Here is a 19,899-nt window from a genome sequence, read left to right as displayed (position 1 = left end):
ACTGCTAACCATCAGAGTGGTAAGGCGCACTCTTCAAGCGGCATTGTGGCGCTTTTGATGGACTGATTCGGGGAAACCGCTAGGTTGTTAAGTCTTTGCTCTAAATTTTTCAGGAAAAATCTTGTCAAGCTAGCCTGAGAATTGCTTCTTCATTCTAGTGTAGATCTCAAACAAAATAAATAATTATTTAAGATTTGCCACGTTTAATGAAGTGATTGATTATATTTTTGTCGAAAAAATTTACACTATCACCCGCGATCCGATTCTTAACCAGTGAAAGAAACTGTAAAGCAATCTACATCATTGACGGATGGAAAGTTAGGGTGGCATTAGACTAGGAAAACAAGGAAAACAAAACATATACCCATCTATTTTGGGGTTGGAGAACGTGCTTATGGGTATCGCTACGATTAACCCAGCAACCGGGGAAACCATCAAAACATTTGAGGCCGAGAGTTCTGGGTCAATAGCACAAAAGCTAGCACTGGCGCAACAGACATTTGAGCAATATCGCCAAACGCCAATGCAACAACGAGCCGAATGGCTGAATCAAGCCGCCGAAATTCTGGAGCGTGACAAGGTCAGCTTCGGTAAGATCATGACCACGGAAATGGGGAAAACCCTGAAAAGTGCGATCGCAGAAACCGAAAAATGCGCCTTAGTTTGCCGCTACTACGCCGAACACGCCGCTGACTTCCTCGCTGACGTTGCCGTATCAACGGATGCCAGCAAGAGCTTTGTGCGTTATCAACCCTTGGGGCTGATTCTAGCCGTTATGCCTTGGAATTTCCCGTTTTGGCAAGTCTTTCGATTTGCAGCACCCGCCCTGATGGCAGGCAACGTCGGGTTACTCAAACACGCTTCTAATGTACCGCAATGTGCTTTAGCGATCGCACAAATCTTCCGAGAAGCCGGATTTCCCGAAGGCGCATTTCAAACCTTATTAATTGGTGCAGACCAAGTAGCATCAATTATTAATGATGCGCGAGTCAAAGCCGCAACCTTAACCGGCAGTGAGGCGGCAGGAGCGAGTCTAGCCGCAACAGCAGGTAAGCAAATTAAGAAAACAGTATTGGAACTCGGTGGAAGTGACCCCTTTATCGTCCTGGAAAGTGCCGATCTAGAAGCAGCAGTGACAACCGCTGTCACGGCGCGGATGCTCAATACCGGTCAATCTTGCATTGCGGCGAAACGGTTTATTGTCGTGGATGCCGTTGCCGATGAATTTGAGCGACGCTTGGTGGAGAAATTTCAGGCGTTAAAAATCGGTGACCCCATGGATGAGAATACAGATGTTGGCCCCTTAGCGACGCCTGGGATTCTCAAAGATTTAGACGAGCTCGTGCAAGTTTGCATTAAAAAAGGATCAAAAGTTCTAACCGGCGGACAGCCCCTATCTGATCGCCCCGGCAACTTTTATCCACCCACGATTTTGAGTGACTTCCCGCCGGGCACGCCAGCAGACGAAGAGGAATTTTTTGGTCCCGTGGCGTTACTCTTCCGAGTGCCGGATATTGATACAGCGATCGCCAGAGCCAATGCATCCCCCTTTGGACTGGGAGCCAGTGCCTGGACAACCGATGAACAAGAAGCCCAACGCCTGATTGACGAAGTTGAAGCGGGTGCGGTGTTTATCAATGGCTTAGTCAAATCCGATCCCCGTTTACCGTTTGGTGGCATCAAACGTTCCGGTTATGGACGGGAACTGGGAATTCAAGGTATCCATGAATTTGTCAACATTAAAACAGTTTGGATTAAGTAAACAGGGGTTCTTAATTCTTAAGAATACCTTGAATTTTACGAGTGTATTACATTACGCTCCTATAAGGCATCAAAGTTTAGTCCCTCAATGCTAAGAGCTTCCATAAATGCCAAATCTTAGCAAAAACTCAACTAAATACTAGGAAAAGTGAAATGGGCGAAATAAACACCGCTGAACTGTTGGTACGTTGCCTGGAAAATGAAGGAGTCGAGTATGTTTTTGGACTTCCGGGCGAAGAGAATCTCCACGTTCTAGAGGCGCTCAGACATTCTTCAATTAAGTTCATTACAACCCGTCATGAACAGGGTGCCGCTTTTATGGCAGACCTTTATGGACGCTTGACCGGAAAGGCTGGCGTTTGCCTGTCTACCCTCGGTCCAGGCGCAACTAATTTAATGACCGGTGTTGCAGATGCCAACTTAGATGGAGCACCGTTGGTCGCTATCACCGGTCAGGTGGGAACCGATCGGATGCACATTGAATCTCACCAATATTTAGATTTGGTGGCGATGTTCGCGCCTGTAACCAAATGGAATGCCCAGATTGTTCGCCCTAGTAATACAGCCGAAATTGTCCGCAAGGCGTTTAAAATTGCTCAGAGCGAAAAACCGGGAGCGGTTCACATTGACTTGCCGGAAAATATTGCTGCTATGCCAGTACTAGGTCAACCCCTGGCTAAAGATGAGCGAGAAAAAACCTATGCCTCTTTTCGCAGTATCGGTAAAGCGGCTGTCGCTATTTCTAAGGCTAAAAATCCTCTAATTCTCGTGGGGAATGGAGCCATTCGTGCGGGTGCGAGTGAAGCGCTAACGGAATTTGCAACTCGGATGAATATTCCCGTTGTGAACAGTTTTATGGGCAAAGGTGTGATTCCTTACACTCATCCCTTAGCGTTATGGACGGTTGGATTACAACAACGCGACCATGTAAGTTGTGCTTTTGATCAAGCCGATTTAATCATTGCTGTGGGTTACGATTTGGTGGAATATTCACCGAAAAAGTGGAATCCAGAAGGCAAGATTCCGATTATTCATATTGGCATGTCTCCCGCAGAAATTGATAGCAGCTATATTCCCTTAGTGGAAGTGGTAGGAGATATTTCTGATTCGCTCGCTGAAATTATGAAACAGGCGGATCGGGAGGGCAAAACCATACCCTATGCCGTAGAATTACGGGCGGATATTCGAGCCGACTATGAGCTGTATGCGAACGATGAAGGTTTCCCCATCAAGCCGCAAAAGCTAATTTATGACCTGCGGCAGGTGATGGGGCCGGATGATATCGTCATTTCTGATGTCGGTGCTCATAAGATGTGGATGGCGCGTCAGTATCATTGCGATCGCCCCAACACTTGTATCATCTCTAATGGCTTTGCCGCCATGGGAATTGCCCTGCCAGGAGCTATCGGCGCAAAACTGGTATATCCAGAACGGAACGTCGTTGCGGTTACGGGTGATGGCGGATTTATGATGAACTGTCAGGAATTAGAGACGGCACTCCGAGTCGGTACTCCCTTCGTTACTTTGATTTTCAATGATGGTGGTTATGGCTTGATTGAGTGGAAGCAACAAAATCACTTTGGTGACTCCGCGTTCATCCGCTTTGGCAATCCGGATTTTGTTAAATTTGCGGAAAGTATGGGGTTAAAAGGATATCGGGTGAATTCGGCAGCAGAGTTGATTCCTACACTCAAAGAAGCGCTGGCTCAAGATGTCCCAACGGTGATTGATTGCCCTGTTGACTACGGCGAAAATCTCCGCTTTACCCAAAAAGCTGGGGATTTAAGCTGCAAGATTTAGCTTCCCCAGACACTAAAGCCGTTGTTGGAGGAACAGGATTAGATATGCTCTTGTAGGGGTGTTTACTTCGCACCATGCTTGGCAAACGCCCCTACAGAATTTCGGTTTGCCAGCCTCATGAAAATTGCTACTTGGAACGTCAACTCAATCCGCACTCGCCTCATGCAGGTGGTGGATTGGTTACAAGCTAACCCTGTCGATGTGCTTTGCCTGCAAGAAACCAAGGTTGTGGATGCTGATTTTCCGCGATCGCCCTTGGAAAACCTCGGCTACCACCTCTACGTTTCTGGGCAAAAATCCTACAATGGCGTTGCCATCCTCAGTCGGACACCTGTAGAAGACATTAGTATCGGGTTTGCCCCCGTGTTGGGTGCCGATGTCGTCGGAGATTTAGACGAACAAAAACGAGTGATTACCGGTATCGTCGGAAATGTGCGGATTGTGAATCTCTATGTGCCAAATGGTTCGGCGGTGGGAAGCGATAAATACCACTACAAACTTCGTTGGCTCAAGGTATTGCGGGAATACCTGAAAACTTTGTTAGAAAAACAGCCTCATGAACTCTGTGTCTGTGGCGATTTTAACATTGCCCCAGATCATCGGGATATCCACGACCCCAAAGGCAGAGACGAGCATATTATGGCTTCCCCGGCAGAACGCCAAGCTTTACAGGATGTTTTAACAGTGGGGTTAGCCGATGCCTTTCGCAAATTTACCGCAGAGGCAGGTCATTTTACTTGGTGGGACTATCGGACTCGTGCCTTCAGTCGCGATCGCGGTTGGCGGATTGACCATCATTACCTTACCCCCAACCTCTATAATCAGGCTATCAGTTGCACCATTGATAAAGCGCCCAGGCAACTTGAACAACCCAGTGACCATACTCCAGTCATTGTTGAATTTTAAAGTAGAAATACTTAGGTTTGAAAAATACACTAAGAGATAGCCGTTCGCTACCAACGAGGTGTTTTTTCATGTACTTAGTCACTGGAGCCACAGGACAAATCGGACGCCGCGTCGTGCGCCTCTTGCGGGAGCGAGAGCTACCAGTACGAGCCTTTGTCCGCCTGAGTTCTCGCTATGGAGAGCTAGAAAGCCGGGGGGCTGAACTGTTTATCGGTGATTTGCAAGAGGAAAGAGATATCCAGAAAGCCTGCAAGGGCGTTCAGTACATCATTAGTACTCATGGTTCTGGCAGGGGCAATGCACAAACCTTAGACTACCGAGCCAATATTGAGCTGATTGATCAAGCCAAAGAGCATGGGGTTCAGCACTTTGTGTTTATCTCGGTAATGGGAAGCGATCGCGGTTATGAAGATGCCCCAGTCTTCAAAGCCAAGCGAGCTGTGGAAAAGTACTTAGAAGCAAGTGGGATAAATTATACCATCTTGCGTCCTTCCGGGTTGGCGTCAAACTTAATTCCCCTAGCAGAACAATTTCGGCAAAGTGGGATTTATTTACTCAATGGTGATGGCAAAAACCGAACTTCAATTGTGAGTACGGACGATTTGGCACAGATGGCTGTTGATTCTATTACGGTGGAAGGGGCACGCAATCAGAGCTTTGCCGTCGGTGGGCCAGATGTGCTGAAACGAGAGGATATCCCACGCATTTTCAGCCGCATTTTTAACCGAGATCCAATTATTATTAATCCACCTTTGTTCGTGTTTGATGGCATTAGAAATGCTTTCGGTTTCGTTAATCCTCAAACCCGAAAAGGCTTGGGTACACTGCGGACATTGCTAGCGAATGAATTTTTCTGCACATCAGAAGAGATTGCTAAACTGGAGTCTGTTTACAACTTCAAACTGGAATCTTTGGAAAGTTTCTTGAGGCGTTATTTGGGAACTTAGAAGTTGTCCAAAATCATCTCCCATTGTCAGAACAACCCTAATATCTCGGCTTAGGCACAATATTGATTCTGCCGTGCCTCTACCAGAGGGGATAGGTAACGGTTAATCTGGAAACAGCCGTCAGCTCCATCGTGATCATCCTGAGGTTTAACCATGAAATCGTTTTGGACGAAAATTCCTCAAGAAGCTAAATTCGCGGCATTTGTTGTGGTGGTGGTAGGCGTAGCCTTGGCGTTGATGAGAGAGCCTTCACTGTTAACCGAAACCGACAAGCCACCTTCACCGCTGGCGGAAAATCCCCTCTCAACCGTGCCGACGCCTCCTCTAGATTTGCCGAACACTCCATTACCGGATGAGCTGTTGCCATCCCCTCTATATCCCTTACCTGATTTATCCCCGCCCCTAGACGGGCTGGGAAAAAACCCTCTCGCGACGAATCCTTCGCCTCTGCCTACGGTACCGCTCCCAGGCACTGTACTTCCCACTCCCCCAGCAAAAGGTCTAGATCCAACTCTCCCCGTTATCCCCTCCCCTAGAGGGATACCCAATCGGAACGTCCCGAAAGGAACTGATTCTACCGGCAGTCTTCCCGTTATTCCGCCTGAGTTGCTATCTCCCTCACCGGTGCCAATCCCGTCCTCTTTGGATTCGGTTCCAGATCAAAAAGTAGCTTCGACGGGAACGACACAGAAGAATAGCCGCACGAATCAAAACACGATCATTGCAGAAGTCAGAAACTACTTTAAAAAAGGCTGGAAACCTCCTTCTGGTTTGGAGGAGCCTTTACAGTACAGTCTTGTACTCAATGCAGATGGTACCATTCAACAAATTCTGCCTTTAAATAATGCTGCTACCCAGTACATTGAGCGCACTAATATGCCCTTGCCGGGGAGTTCGCTTGTGACTCCAGTTGAAGATGGAGGAAAAACAGGCATTAACCTAAAATTACGCCCCGATGGGAAGGTCGAAGCCTCTTTGGAAGAGGTTAGGGAACCCAGTCCCTCATCTAATTCTCGCCGTGGAGGCTCACCGAATTCTCTCTCTAATCAGGTGCGTCCTTAAATCCGTCAACACTGTTAATCCACTCGTTAGGTCAACCATGAAACACTTATTGGCTAACCGACCTTCTGCCCCAAACAATTCACTTGAATCCGAGAAAAAACCCGATGATGCGATTGAGTTAAATCGTACTCGCCTTTCCCAATCTCTGATTAACGAAAAACCTGATATTCGAGAGACAAAAGCAGGGCAATCAACTCAAAATATAGGGACAAAAAAGTCTCAGCGTTTACCTCAGCCTTCTAGTCCAGCCCCTCGTCTGCTTCTTGGGAAATTTATTGCTCAAGGAGCTAAATGGACTGTATTTTCTGTGGTTGCGATCGCTATAACAATTATGGCGTTGTACGAACCTTCACCCTCTCAAAAAGAGCAGCAATCAGAGAGTACGAACAATCCCTCCCAAACGCTGCCGATACCTCCGCTTGAGGTGCCGATTTCTGCATCACCAGAAGCGCTGCCACTCCCCGATACCACCACATCCCAGTTATCTCCACAACAGGGACTCGCCAAACAGACTCTCACTCCCTCACAAACGAGCTTAGACCAGCCTGTCGCCGTTAACCCTTCGACAGATCAAATACCCAGTCCGAAACCTGAATTGAGCAATGAACCGTCCCTTTCTGGACGCGATCCCGTTGTACCGCCAACCCTGCCGCCAAATTTACCTTCATTAGAATCCCCCTGTGCTGGACAGGGTACGCATCAAGAAGCCTCTCCAGTGGCGGCAAATAACAAGGTCAATCCTGACGATAATTCTCCAGTGGTAGAGGTCAAAAATTACTTCAAAAAAGGTTGGCAATCGCCTGCTGGTTTAAAGCAAACTCTAGAGTATAGTGTGTCCATTAATTCTGATGGGACAGTTCAACGAATTAGACCTCTAAGTAATGCCTCAGGAGAGTACATCGATCAAACAAATTTACCTCTGCCTGGTAGTGCGTTTGTTTCTCCCAGAGAAGGCGGAGGGAATACCAACATTTACGTAGCTTTTAGCCCAGATGGAAAGGTTAAAGCTGCGTTAGATTAATTGAATTGATAGGGAACAATGACGTTCCCTTCAGAGCCATGATTCCGCATCATGAAGGTGCGCTGGTTATGGCTCAAGATGTACTGAGTAAGTCGAAGCGCCCCGAAATGAAGAAATTGGCTCAAGAAATTCTAACTTCACAAGAAAAAGAAATTGACCAGATGAAGCAGTGGCGCAAAGCTTGGTACAAGCAGTAATTGGATCGAGCAATTTCATCTTGATTTCATTTCTCTATGGAAGATTGATGAGAGAGTGTAGATTCCGCACTGCTCCTTCTAGGAGTGTTATTAAGTAGGTAGGCACAAATAAACGCAGGTATATTGACAAATGCTTGAGCTTAATTTGTTAAAAACGTGAGGTTTTCAGCAAGTTACTGCATTAAATAATGTTGCTTTTTGTTTATTAATATTATTGTATTTTACAAAATATCATCTATACCCAAGAAAATTAGCCAAATAGCTGAATAATATTTATATCTTTGGAAGTAGTATATAAAGGCAACATTAATGAAACGAATAACTCAGGAGAATAAATCAGGTTTTAGGTTTTAGAGTTTTTCTTAAAACAGTTTCTTACTTAGCAGAATGAATCTCATGAAAATCTTTATCCATGAATAATTTTATTTAATTAAAATCCTCTGAAAAAAGCGAATAAATATGAATAAAAAAGGAAGAGCTATACCTCCTGTTGATTTAATTATCGTCATCGATACTAGTCCTTCAATGAAAGACAAAGTACAGGTTCTGAGTAATGCTGCGACTAATGCTATTGCTTCACTTCATTGACTGAAAATATTGGAGGTAGAACATGAAACGTCTTATTGTTTGCTGTGATGGAACTTGGCAACAGCTAGCGAATCCTTACCCAAGTAATATAGTTAAACTAGCTCAATCCGTGAAGCCCATTGCTAGTGATGAAGTTCCACAGATTGTGTTTTATGACGAAGGCGTTGGAACGGATAGTAACAAGCTTTTGGGCGGAGCCACTGGACTGGGAATTGATCGAAACATCGAAGATGCTTATCGGTTCCTGAGTCTCAACTATATAGCTGGTGACGAAATTTATCTATTCGGGTTCAGTCGCGGTGCTTATACTGTCAGAAGCCTAGCGGGGATGATCTATTGCTCCGGTCTCCTAGATCGCCCTCATGTTACCCGAGCACACGAAGCTTACGAGCTTTACCGCAACCGAGACATTAAACCAAAGGATCGAATAGCAGCGGATTACCGTGAGCAATACGGCGAGCGCGTCCCGATCACTTTACTCGGTTGTTTCGACACTGTCGGCTCTCTTGGGATTCCTGGACTCCCCGCCTTCAAGAAGTTTCACCAACAACTCAATAAGCGGTATCGATTCCACGACACCACGTTAAATAAGTCGATCCAGAATGCGTTGCACGCCGTTGCGATCGATGAAATCCGCGAAGTTTTCGACGTCACCCCGATGAAGAAGCATCCTGAAGTTGAGAACCAACGGGTAATTCAAGTTTGGTTTCCGGGCGGACATGGTTGCGTTGGTGGTGGAACGGAAGAACACAGCGGGTTATCAGATGCCGCCTTACAGTGGATGATGGATGCAACCGGTGAGCTTGGATTAGGGCTTGAGTTCGATCCAAGTGTCATTCCCACAGGCATCAATCCTAATTATGAGTGCGATTTTAAGAACGATCCTGGGTTCTTCAAGTTGGCAGGAATCAAGTTCCGCGAAGTGGGCGATGTCATTGAAGATCTTCATGAAAGCACTATCAAGCGTTTGCAAGTCCGAAAGGACTATCGTCCCAAGAATCTAGAAAAAGTTCTCCCCAAACTTATTCAAAATTTGGAGAAGTAAGAAGACTTCATCAAGACCTCAAAATTGAACCTAAGCAAGCGTTTTCATCTATAAAAAATAAAAGGAAAAGCAATCATGGCAAGAGATACATCTAGAGACGGATTAAGCAACAAAGCTTTAGTCTATGCTTTGAGCAATTTCAAACCCTTGTGGAATTTAGTTCAAAGTTATGAACCTTTGAAACGTAAAATCAACAAATTTTTTCTGAATAGTATCATTTATAAAATTCCGACTCGCCCCCTTCCCTATAGCTTAATGACCCTAGATCCCTGCATTCCAGGGACAAACATTCCCAAGAAAACTGATGCCTATACCTCTTGGGATTCACTTACAGACCGGACTTATACTGGGCGACATTTACCTCCCGACCCGGAATTTAACAAAGATGGAAATTTACCGGAAATCAAAGACTTAAAGGTTTTATTCCAAAAAAGAGATGGAAAAACGATTTATTCACCAAAATCGACTCTGCTTTTTCCCTATTGGGTGCAGTGGTTTACTGATAGTTTTCTACGGATCGATCAGCAAAACCGCTTCAAAAATACCTCCAATCATCAAATTGATATGTGTAATGTTTACGGGTTAACCCGTAAACAGACAAATCTTATCAGAGCTTTCAAAGATGGGAAATTTAAAACCCAGAAACTCAAGCGCCACGATGGGGTAGAAGAAGAATATCCACTCTTTTATTATGCCGATCCTGAGAATAGTATTATCGATCCTCAATTTGAGGGTCTTCATGCACCCCTGAATGATGAGAAAAGACAACCCCCCGAAAAGAAAGCCAAGCTCTTTGCAATGGGAGTTGAACGAGCAAACGTCCAAATTGGCTATGTCATGCTCAACACTTTATGCATCAGGGAACATAATCGAATTTGTGATATTTTGTCAAAAAATTACCCGGAATGGGACGATGAAAGGCTATTCCAAACCGCGAGAAATATTCTCATGGTGATTGTTTTAAATATCATTATGGAAGAGTATATTTTCCACATTACGCCCTATAAATTTAAATTCTTTGCCGACCCTGAAGCTTTTGCCAAGGAAAGCTGGTATCGAGAAAATTGGATGGCTCTTGAATTTAGTCTGGTCTATCGCTGGCATAGTGCACTGCCCGAAAAATTTATATATGACGGCAAAGAAACACCCATGTACGATTCCCTTTGGAATAATCAAATGTTAATTGATAAAGGGTTGGGTGCCTTGATGGAAGAGACTTGTTCCCAACCGGGTACCAGAATAGGTTTATTTAATACGCCTGATTTCCCAATCTCAGGCACACCCTACACCTTTATTGATGCTACTGAACTAGCCAGTATTAAACTAGGACGACAGGCGCAATTAGCCAGCTACAATGATTACCGCGAAATGTGTGGTTTTCCCAGGGTGACTGATTTCAATCAAATTACCGGTGATGAATATGCACAACAGAAATTAAAAGAGTTATATGGTCATGTTGATAAGATTGAATTTTTTGTCGGATTGTACGCTGAAGATGTGCGGGAAAATTCCGCTATACCGCCTCTAGTAGCACGGTTAATTGGCATTGATGCTTTCTCCCAAGCCTTAACTAATCCTTTGTTATCACCTAAAATCTTCAACAAGGATACCTTTTCTCCCGTTGGTTGGGAAATTATTCAAAATACCAAAACGGTTTCCGATTTAGTGAATCGCAATGTTCCTCCAAGCGATCGCAAGTACAAAGTCAGTTTCAATCTTTAAGTTGTCGATGAACAAGCTGTACAGCGGCGAAAGAAGGTAAATATGATCCAGAAATTATTTACAGAGTATCCCGAACAGGATGAACGCAAATACTACGATCTCCTGGTCGAGCAAGTCAAGACCCGCATGGATAATCTATATAAAGACAAAGAGCGGGCGCTGCGAGATACCCATACCAAAAGTCATGCTGCTGTTAAAGGAACTCTTGAAATCTTTGACATTGATGAAGAAGTGATTAAACGCGAATTGAACAAACATGCCTCATTGACTTCTTCGCAACTCAATGCCATTTCCATTAAGCAAGGCTTACTTTCTTTACCCAAACAATATCCTGTTTGGCTGCGATTTGCCAACGGGCGCTTTCAAGTAGAAAATGATTACGTGTCAGACACCCGCTCAATGGCAGTGAAAGTGATGGGCGTTGAAGGGGAACGGCTTGAGCAAAGCTATGAGTCGAAAACCCAGGACATTATTGTTCACAATTCGGAGTTTTTCTTTGTTAAAAGCATCAGAGACTACTACGGCTTTTTTTCTGCTGTCGTCGAGTCAGACGAGGCAACAAAGAAGTGGCTCTTTAAACATCCTAGGCAGTTCTTAGCACTCATCAAGGGTACGAGCCAGTTTCCGAAAAGTTTACTAACACAAAAGTATTGGAGTAGTTCAGCCTCTGCTTTGGGTCTTAAACCCAATTTTGATGCCTCGAAGACGAGTTTAGTTCCTGTCGAATATCCTGCTGTAATTAAATATGCGTTTACTCCAGTTTCAAGCCAACCCCCGCATGACAGGATTCCATTCCAGTCTCGACCAGGAATTCCTAAACTTCCCTTCTTTGATCGCGCCAAAGCACTCGGTTTAGCTCCCAATCAACCTGATAATTACTACCGAGATGACCTAATTCAATCTCTGGCGAAACCTGATGCTGAATACTGCTGGGACTTTGGTATTCAGTTCCAAACCAGCCCAAACATGTCCATCGACGATACCACGATTACCTGGAAGGAAAGCGAATCACCCTTCTTCACTGTCGGTCGTCTTACCGTTAAGCATCAGATCATTAATTTTGAAAAACAATACGATTTCTGTGAAAACCTGCGATTTTCTCCCTGGAACGGTCTAGCAGTCCATCGTCCCGTTGGTTGCATCAATCGGCTACGCGGTATTGTTTACCCCGTTGTAGCCTCCTATCGCTATCAGAAGCAAGGTCTTGTCCACAATGAGCCAACGGGAAACGAGACCTTTTGAATAGGCTTAAAAAAAATGATCGCTTTGGCCTATTGTGTGAAGATGTTAGAAGTTACCAATCTTTCTCGGAAAGAAGAAACACGTAAGCTTCTCTTTTTTCCCACCAAAACCCATCTACACCCCAACTTAATCCACCCAACCTGACAGCAGTAGCAGGCAGATGTCCAACGGGAGCTGATGGTTCAAAGGTAAGATCATTGATTTGTAGCCAGTTTTCATTCACTCGCCATTCTACGAGATCGCCAAAGGCTTTATATATTTTGTCGTCAGCTTTGAGATTTCCTCCTACACTTTTCCAAATGTGCTTTTGAACACTAAATCCGAAGCGCCCGTTAGAGGATTGCAACCAAAGTTGGTCTATAACGCGGAAATCTTCGCATGGAAAGTTTTGGATGGATGCCACATCGAGCCAACCTTTTTTCTCTCGACCCGCCACCTGGAGCATAATCTTAAGTGTTTCCTTGTCCGCTTCCTCCCATTTTCCTGAGGCTAGTAGATCGCGCAGTTTCAAAACAAAGTTTGGCGTTCTTTCTGGAGTTGGAGTAGCCACCTCTTCAAACGAGTTAGTTAGAGACTTTTCCAAATCACCAATACCAGTTTGAATGACATGATTAAAACTATCCCATGAAGGAAAATGAGGCTCTGGCGGGGTTGCTTCTTGATTTGGCTCCTGATTCAAGTCTTTTGGACTTACTTCTTGGTGCTGGCGTCTTTCTTGTTCTAGTTGAGCGAGGAGGCGGCGCTCTGTTTCCTGATGACGTTCTTGCTCCTGTTGACGCTGACGTTCAATCTCTTGACGCTGGCGTCTTTCTTGCTCTAGTTGAGCGAGGAGGCGACGCTCTGTTTCCTGATAATGTTTTTGCTCCTGTTGTTGCTGACGCTCTACTTCTTCATGCTGGTGTCTTTCTTGTTCTAGTTGAGCGAGGAGGCGACGCTCTGTTTCCTGATGATGCTCTTGCTCCTGTTGTCGCTGCTGCCTCGATACAAACCACACTGAAACTCCTGCCCCTACTGCACCGACTAGGACGGTTATCATCCCAATAATGTTGCTCATAACTCCTGAGAACTAAACCAATTTTAGTGTTCCCAGAAATTAGCTGGTTGTACCATCAAAGAGGGATCGCATTGTATCCACTACCTTCCCTATGATGCGGCAGGTAAACATTACGCTGCTCTATTGCCAGCAACAGCAACGGGTCAATATCAGGTGAAAATTATTTCTGATATTGATGGAGAAAAAGTAGACGGTCGTTTTAGTTTTAATCAGTAAATTTTCCCATCGCTACGGCAAAGTAGCGCTGATGTATTGTATAAAGTATAGACATCTCCAGAAATTAGGTTTTCACCAAGACAGGATAAGGTTTTCAGATTTTTTTTCGGAGATGTCTAATACATCGCTGCTTTCACCGGACTGGTGGGAAATTTTTGCCGTCTTGCACTATTGCAGCATGGCAGAAATAACTGACCAGCTAAAATCTTCCCTGCTCCCCCGCTCCCCCGCTCCCCCGCTCCCCTGCTTGCACAGAGGTGGTCAGAAACTTTTGCTGTCTTGCACTAGTTGGTTGGCACCACAAACACAGGAATCTGACGCTCTGGCGTAGAAGGAGACGACGGAACTGGAGTGCTTGGAACCCCGATTGATGGAGCCGTTGAGTCATCTCCAGGCTTGGTAAAAATCAACTCCCGCTCAGGAGGAGATGATGGTACAGGCGGAGGACTAGAAAATGAAGGTTGAGAACTCGGTAGATTTCGAGGTGGCGTATTCGACTGGGAGGCTACGGGAGCTGATGAATCAGTCGTCAGGTAGATATGGCCTAAAGACTTTCCTTGATAGGTTCTTCTTGTAAACCGCCAACCTGGGTTGAGAATAATCTTGGCAAAACCATTCGTCATGCCCTGCGTGCTGCCAATTTCAACCTCTCCTGCACTGCGATTGACGCGAGGTGTCCCAACCAGCACCAATTCCCCATTACGCTCAACGATTCTGAGAAGATAGTCTAAACCGAGGTCTTCACCACTCATGCGGAGCGAATAGCCATTACTATCGGTGCTACGTCCACAAATCCCTGTAAAGTCAAACTTTAGGAGTAGAGGCTCGACCGTAACTGGGTTGCTGCCCGTTTCGCTCCAGCAGGGTCGCCGATTGGAAAGTTGTTCGATAATCAGGAGTTGATGCTTGTTGTCGCCGTAGGGAGCTGCGACAGCAATAAAATTATTGCCGTTCACTTCTGCATCGTCAAAAGTAGCGGCGGTTGTCGGACTCAATGTACCGATGGTAAGCAAGGAAGCAACAGCTAGCCCAGCGACTTGCAGGCATTGTGAAATGTTCATGATTAACACGCATTCGCTAATTTGTGCATTGTAAGTAGACGCTCATGACTCAAAATTAGATTCCTTTTGAGTCAGGTTAATTGACGGTTGAGCATAGACATTTATATATCACTGAGCTGAGGTCACATTTTGTCAGAATCGTTGGTCATTGGCTTGACTGAAAATGTGAGTACCGTCTCATCCACACCTTTGAGCATCAGGGGACGGAACTTGGTAATTTCATGATCATCCAACCAGTCAGCGACCTGGGCTGAGACGAGAATTGAATTGGGTTCAGCCGCTTCTTGTAGTCGCGAAGCAATGTTAACCGAAGGCCCAATGGCTGTATAGTCTGAGCGTTCCTTGCCTCCAAACATTCCCACAACCGCTGTTCCTTGGTGAATGCCACAACGGAATCTCACAGGCGGGGGTCCATCTTTCCCGACAATCCCCTGTTCTTCCCAGCGCTGGTTGAGCTGCTCTAGGGAACGCAACATTTGCCGTGCTGTTGCGACAGCTCTTCGTACTTGCTCTTTTGGTGATAGAACCTCCGGAGCACCAAAAATGGCCAAAATTCCATCACCCATAAACTTATCAACCGTACCACCATTATCAAAAACGGCCTGAGTCATCGCGGCGAGGTACTCGTTGAGTAACTCGGCTACGCGACGCGATCGCAAGGTATTGGATAGCTGAGTAAAGCCTACAATATCACTGAACAAGGTTGTAATCAGAGTCTGTTCTGGACTTAAATCCAGTTCCAGTTCGCCCTTGGCTGCCCTTTGAACCATTGCCGGAGGCAAAAAGCGCCGCAGTACCGACTCTGTCAGATAGGTATTCAATTCAAGCACCCGTTGCTCATTCGCCTTGAGTGCCAACAAATTCCGTACTTCTGCTAATAATTCCCGGTCGTTAAACGGCTTCGACAGATAAGCATCGGCCCCTTGTTCAGTGCCTTCAATTCGCGTCGCTTCATCGGCTTTTGCCGTGAGCAGAATAATCGGTGTCCCTTTCAACTCTTCGGTGTCGCGAATCATCCGAATCATATCTAAACCCGATACCTCCGGCATCATCAAATCCGCCACAATGAGCTGGGGACGATACTCCTGAGCGACCTCGAACCCTTCTGCTCCGTTTCGAGCTATCCGAATTTGATAGCCCTCCTGCCGCAGAATGCGGGACACATAGGCGCGTAAATCTGAATTATCGTCTACGACCAAGATTTGGGATGGGGGAGAAGCAGGCACTCCCGCCACCTTGATCTGAGGTTCTCCAGTTCCCTGTTCTTCTTCCTCTACGGGTAATTCGATTTCTAAGTCGGCTAATTCCACCGATGCCCGACTTACCTGCATTTCTGTGGGCACTTCCAGTACTTGCTCAACGGGTAGGTGAGAAGTCCCCGTTTGTAGCCACACGGTAAAGGTCGTGCCTTCTGAATAAACCGACTCGACCGAAATTTGACCTCCATGCAGTTCCACCAATTCTTTCACCAAAGCCAGCCCCAAACCGCTGCCCTCATAACTGCGATTAACCGACCCTTCTGCCTGCCGGAACCGCTCAAATAAATGGGGTACTTGCTCCTTCTTAATGCCAATGCCCGTGTCGCTAATCTGCAACCGGACATGGTCTCCTGCCGATTCTACCTTGATGGTAATATTCCCCCCAGCTTCGGTAAACTTCATGGCATTAGACAGGAGGTTATAAAGCACCTTATCAAATTTTTCTAAATCGACATAAACCGAGGTACAACGTGTGAGCTGCGTTGAAAGACGGATGTTCTTTTTGTCACAGTAAGGCCGAAACGCTTCGACAATTTGACTGACAAACTGGACTAAGTTACAGGGACGGAAACTGGCTTGCATCCGACCGGCATCCAGTCGATGTAAATCGAGGAGTTGATTGACTAAGCGCAATAATCGTCGAGAATTCCGTAGGGCGATCGCACATTGTTCGTAAGGTAAATCCTGTTTCCGCTCAATCACCGATTCTAGTGGCCCAATCATTAGGGTCAGGGGCGTGCGGAATTCATGGGAAATATTTTGGAAAAACTCGGTCTTCTGCCGGTCTAATTCCATTAACCGCTCAGCTTGTTGCCGTGTTTTCTGATAGAGTCGTGACTGCTGAACGGCGATCGCGGCTTGTGCAGCCACAGCCTGAGCTAAATTAATTTCTGAGGGTAGCCAATGGCGAGGGCGGTAAGTGTGGCGCAAGGTAATACTGCCAATAATTTTGCCCGATGGTTGTCCTGGCAATCTTGGGGTTGTGCGGGCGTCGCTCACGCTAGCATTACTGCTGGCACTATCCGCCAATAAAGGTACCACCAAAAGTGCTCGTGCGGGTTTGCGAAAGGGAAGGTCAAACCCTTTCATTTCTGGGTTCGCTGCCAAATCATCGATCGCGACTGGCTGTTGGGTTCTCACGAGCTGTTGCAGCACCGGATTCCCTGAAATGGGGACAAGGGATTGGGGTAACTGATGAGTCACAGAGCTAGAGTTGGAGAATTGATTAATAAAGGCTGTATTGAAATTTTCTGTGTCTTCAGATTCCACTACTTGAGCCGATTTGCCATCATACAAGCCCACACATTGGACAAATTCGTCCTCTTCTCTCCAAAGCGATAAAGTACAGCCATCCACTTTGATCGCTTGTCCTAATTGTTGAGTAATGGCGGTAAAAATCTCTTGGGGGTCTAAGGTGGAACGGATGGCGTTGGTGATGGTATTCACTAGAGCTTGCTGGGTTGCCAACGCCCGCACTTGTTCGTAAGCCCGTGCCTGGGAAAGCGCCAACGCGGCTTGATCGGCAACCATTACCACCAACTGAATTTCGTCATCCTGCCAATAGTAAGGCTGCTCACACTGATGCAGAGCCAGAACGGCGACTAGCTCTTGTTGACTAATCAGCGGCACCACCAAGGTTGATCGAATGTTGGTTTGTTGATAGGCGATCGCTCGTTGTCGAATTTCTTCACCCTCACTGAGGAAGCGCTCATCTGTTAACACATCATTAATCACTTCAACCTCGCGGGTTTCCCACACGGTTTGTTCCAAGAGGGAGGGGTAAGAAGAGGATGAGGAGGAAACAGGGAGATGTGGTGACGCCAATAAGGCAGAATCACCCATTGCTTTCTCTCTGGCCCCGATTTCTGAATCTGTGGTTACGGGTTCGGGACTGTTCGCCGCGATTTCTGTGGGGCTAGCAGAGCCATTAAGCCCTGCCTCTGTTGAGGAGCGTAGCGACCCTTGATCTTTTTGATACACAAACCATTCATCGACCAACCGCCCATCCTGAAAGGGACGTAGAAGGCAAATATCGACCTCCAGCAGATGCCCTACGGATTCGACAATCCTTTGCAGGATTTGCTGGAGAGGAGAATCCCCCTCCTGCCCAAACTGGGCGTTGCGAATCGTATTGGTAACGGTATTCAGGAGAGATTCCCGGCGTAGCGCCCGACACAGTTCTCTGGTGCGAACCTTCAAGACATTGTGGGTATCCATTGCCTGCCGCACAACGGCTTTGAGGTCATCGGAATTCCAAGGTTTTGTGACAAATTTAAAGACTTTACCCGCATTGATCGCCTCTACAAGGTCTTCCACATCCGTGTAGCCAGTCAAGATAATCCGGATGATATCCGGGTATCGGGTCGCCGTGAGGCTGAGAAACTCTGTGCCGCTCATTAAGGGCATACGCTGATCGGAGATGATCACCGCGATATCCCCTTCCTTCGCCAAAATTTCTAATGCCGCAGGCCCATTGTCTGCCCTCAAGACTTTGTATTCTCGATGGAAAGTCCGGTAAAGCAGGTCAAGATTGTCTGGCTCGTCGTCAACAACCAGAAGTTTGGGCCTAATTGTTTCTTGGGATCTCATGCACCGCTCTCCTGTTGCCAAGGCTTGTCGGGTAAAAAAAGTCTGGACACTGTTCACAGATTCTTCTCTTGAGAGGGGTGGCTCGTTCGTTGGGCGATCGGGGCTAAAGTGATCCATCCTAAATCCTGAGGCGACTTGTTGTCTGCCGACAAGGAAAGAGACCCTCCAGAGCTAACGTTATGGTTGTGGTGCACCCCAATCGATTTTAATTTTTGTTTTCTAGTATGGTTGTATCCTTTGAAAAGAAGAACAGAGGTTATCCACTAAAAAATTTGTTTCTAACGCTTGGCGGTTTCATCCTCTGCCGATCCCCTGAGGTCACGCTGACAAACCTGGCTTTAGTTAAGCTAGTCCTGGAAATCGGCGGTTAGAAACATACCTTGATGATGCAAGGCTCATCCGGATAGGGTTCTGTTAATTCGGTCGGAGCACAGCTATGGGCTTTTCCTTGACTGCCATTGATCGATGCACTACTTGTACAATACTATCCTTCCCTAAACTAGAAACGCTCTTGTCTGTGTTCCTCTGTGGAAATCTCTAGTTTCCCCAGGCCAAAATAAACTGACCAGCCCCTATCTCCCGCTCCCCCTGACCCCGCTCCCCCCGACCCCATAAATTGGCACCCGAAAACTACAACAGTTGTTGTACAATCGCCTGACAGACACCTGTTTTATCTAACACATGTAAATTTTTGATACTTTGTTCGTATTGAACCTTTTTAGCTATTCTTTTCCCAAACTATTTTTGTGGATGTGAACCCCTGCTTCTCTTTCTTGACGCCCTATGAGCCAGCCCCTACCAGTCAGGATGTTGTTACGACTGGTGTATCCAACTTTACGATCCGTACCGCTCAAGTGCTGGATCTGACCACTCTGGCAGAAATTCTAACTGACAGCTTTCATCCTCGGACTGGGGTCATCCGTTGGGCTTACCCTATGCTCAGATTGGGGATTTACGAAGATTTGCGAAATCGGTTGCGAGCTAACTCACCCCATTATGTTTGTTTGGTTGCGGTTGCCGACGGCTCTAAGGTTACGGATTCGGGTGAAGTTTTAGCAGGAACTGTGGAGATTGCGCTGCGTTCTCCACCCTCTTGGCAACCCCATGGTTCTCAATATCCTTATATTTCTAATCTCGCTGTCAGAAAATCGTATCGGCGACTGGGAGTTGCTCGACAATTACTCCTCGCCTGTGAACGAACGTCTCTAGAATGGGGGTTCCCAGACCTGTACCTCCATGTGCTAGAAAACAATCACCAGGCACGGCAGCTTTATCTCAAGGCTGGATATCAACTGCACCAGGTTGAGCCGAGTTACAGTGCATGGCTGTTTGGGCAACCTAAACGCCTGTTCTTACATAAACACCTTGATCTGGGTGGAACGAGCTGAAGGCTATCGATGAGAAGACTCCTGTGGATGGCATCTGTCAA

Annotated in this window: 13 protein-coding genes and 1 pseudogene; 11 read left to right on the top strand and 3 right to left on the bottom strand. The window is 46.4% G+C overall.

What is annotated here, in order from left to right:
• Positions 1–394: 394 nt before the first annotated feature.
• From MIC7113_RS17490 to MIC7113_RS17450, 10 genes and pseudogenes are all read left to right on the top strand, one after another.
• Positions 395–1,762: an NAD-dependent succinate-semialdehyde dehydrogenase gene (locus MIC7113_RS17490; protein WP_015183497.1), complete on the top strand. Its 1,368-nt coding sequence runs from the start codon at positions 395–397 to the stop codon at positions 1,760–1,762.
• A gap of 152 nt (positions 1,763–1,914) precedes the next feature.
• A complete protein-coding gene (locus MIC7113_RS17485; protein WP_015183496.1) occupies positions 1,915–3,561 on the top strand; it encodes an acetolactate synthase large subunit in 1,647 nt (548 codons plus the stop codon).
• 117 nt (positions 3,562–3,678) lie between these two features.
• Positions 3,679–4,467, top strand: coding sequence for an exodeoxyribonuclease III (gene xth / locus MIC7113_RS17480; protein ID WP_015183495.1), 789 nt, complete (start codon positions 3,679–3,681; stop codon positions 4,465–4,467).
• 68 nt (positions 4,468–4,535) lie between these two features.
• Positions 4,536–5,414, top strand: coding sequence for an SDR family oxidoreductase (locus MIC7113_RS17475; protein ID WP_015183494.1), 879 nt, complete (start codon positions 4,536–4,538; stop codon positions 5,412–5,414).
• Positions 5,415–5,567: 153 nt separating this feature from the next.
• Entirely contained in the window at positions 5,568–6,476 is a 909-nt protein-coding gene (locus MIC7113_RS17470) for a hypothetical protein (RefSeq protein WP_015183493.1), read from the top strand.
• Positions 6,477–6,513: 37 nt separating this feature from the next.
• Positions 6,514–7,497 (top strand): hypothetical protein, encoded by a 984-nt coding sequence (locus MIC7113_RS17465; protein WP_015183492.1) that lies wholly within the window; start codon positions 6,514–6,516, stop codon positions 7,495–7,497.
• A 35-nt stretch (positions 7,498–7,532) separates the two neighbouring features.
• Positions 7,533–7,694, top strand: a pseudogene (locus tag MIC7113_RS34825) (DUF305 domain-containing protein); the annotation flags it as partial.
• A gap of 610 nt (positions 7,695–8,304) precedes the next feature.
• The gene (locus MIC7113_RS17460; protein ID WP_015183489.1) at positions 8,305–9,327 is read left to right on the top strand and encodes a DUF2235 domain-containing protein; all 1,023 of its coding nucleotides are present in this window, start codon (positions 8,305–8,307) and stop codon (positions 9,325–9,327) included.
• A 75-nt stretch (positions 9,328–9,402) separates the two neighbouring features.
• Complete coding sequence (locus MIC7113_RS17455) at positions 9,403–11,049, top strand: peroxidase family protein (protein ID WP_015183488.1); 1,647 nt, start codon at positions 9,403–9,405, stop codon at positions 11,047–11,049.
• A gap of 42 nt (positions 11,050–11,091) precedes the next feature.
• A complete protein-coding gene (locus MIC7113_RS17450; RefSeq protein ID WP_015183487.1) occupies positions 11,092–12,291 on the top strand; it encodes a hypothetical protein in 1,200 nt (399 codons plus the stop codon).
• Between the two features lie 52 nt (positions 12,292–12,343).
• Here MIC7113_RS17450 and MIC7113_RS33490 read toward each other — a convergent pair whose 3' ends face one another.
• The 3 genes from MIC7113_RS33490 to MIC7113_RS17435 all read right to left on the bottom strand — a co-directional run bounded on the left by MIC7113_RS33490 (position 12,344) and on the right by MIC7113_RS17435 (position 18,470).
• Complete coding sequence (locus MIC7113_RS33490) at positions 12,344–13,345, bottom strand: GUN4 domain-containing protein (RefSeq protein WP_015183486.1); 1,002 nt, start codon at positions 13,343–13,345, stop codon at positions 12,344–12,346.
• Between the two features lie 500 nt (positions 13,346–13,845).
• The gene (locus tag MIC7113_RS17440) at positions 13,846–14,622 is read right to left on the bottom strand and encodes a DUF3747 domain-containing protein (RefSeq protein WP_015183485.1); all 777 of its coding nucleotides are present in this window, start codon (positions 14,620–14,622) and stop codon (positions 13,846–13,848) included.
• Positions 14,623–14,744: 122 nt separating this feature from the next.
• A complete protein-coding gene (locus MIC7113_RS17435; protein WP_041780959.1) occupies positions 14,745–18,470 on the bottom strand; it encodes a response regulator in 3,726 nt (1,241 codons plus the stop codon).
• A 746-nt stretch (positions 18,471–19,216) separates the two neighbouring features.
• On the opposite strand from MIC7113_RS17435, the gene MIC7113_RS17430 reads away from it, so the two are divergent.
• Entirely contained in the window at positions 19,217–19,858 is a 642-nt protein-coding gene (locus MIC7113_RS17430; protein ID WP_015183483.1) for a GNAT family N-acetyltransferase, read from the top strand.
• Positions 19,859–19,899 lie beyond the last annotated feature (41 nt).

This window comes from Allocoleopsis franciscana PCC 7113, assembly GCF_000317515.1.
Classification (GTDB): domain Bacteria; phylum Cyanobacteriota; class Cyanobacteriia; order Cyanobacteriales; family Coleofasciculaceae; genus Allocoleopsis; species Allocoleopsis franciscana.
The sequence above is the reverse complement of the archived record's forward strand: the minus strand, read 5'-3'. Positions and strand labels throughout refer to the sequence as shown.

Excerpts from the sequence above, each read along its gene's own strand:
- MIC7113_RS17475 (WP_015183494.1), top strand. The coding sequence starts at position 4,536 with ATGTACTTAGTCACTGGAGCCACAGGACAAATCGGACGCCGCGTCGTG.
- MIC7113_RS17490 (WP_015183497.1), top strand. The coding sequence starts at position 395 with ATGGGTATCGCTACGATTAACCCAGCAACCGGGGAAACCATCAAAACA.
- MIC7113_RS17470 (WP_015183493.1), top strand. The coding sequence starts at position 5,568 with ATGAAATCGTTTTGGACGAAAATTCCTCAAGAAGCTAAATTCGCGGCA.
- MIC7113_RS17455 (WP_015183488.1), top strand. The coding sequence starts at position 9,403 with ATGGCAAGAGATACATCTAGAGACGGATTAAGCAACAAAGCTTTAGTC.
- MIC7113_RS17435 (WP_041780959.1), bottom strand. The coding sequence starts at position 18,470 with ATGAGATCCCAAGAAACAATTAGGCCCAAACTTCTGGTTGTTGACGAC.
- MIC7113_RS33490 (WP_015183486.1), bottom strand. The coding sequence starts at position 13,345 with ATGAGCAACATTATTGGGATGATAACCGTCCTAGTCGGTGCAGTAGGG.
- MIC7113_RS17450 (WP_015183487.1), top strand. The coding sequence starts at position 11,092 with ATGATCCAGAAATTATTTACAGAGTATCCCGAACAGGATGAACGCAAA.
- MIC7113_RS17485 (WP_015183496.1), top strand. The coding sequence starts at position 1,915 with ATGGGCGAAATAAACACCGCTGAACTGTTGGTACGTTGCCTGGAAAAT.
- MIC7113_RS17465 (WP_015183492.1), top strand. The coding sequence starts at position 6,514 with ATGAAACACTTATTGGCTAACCGACCTTCTGCCCCAAACAATTCACTT.
- xth (WP_015183495.1), top strand. The coding sequence starts at position 3,679 with ATGAAAATTGCTACTTGGAACGTCAACTCAATCCGCACTCGCCTCATG.
- MIC7113_RS17440 (WP_015183485.1), bottom strand. The coding sequence starts at position 14,622 with ATGAACATTTCACAATGCCTGCAAGTCGCTGGGCTAGCTGTTGCTTCC.
- MIC7113_RS17460 (WP_015183489.1), top strand. The coding sequence starts at position 8,305 with ATGAAACGTCTTATTGTTTGCTGTGATGGAACTTGGCAACAGCTAGCG.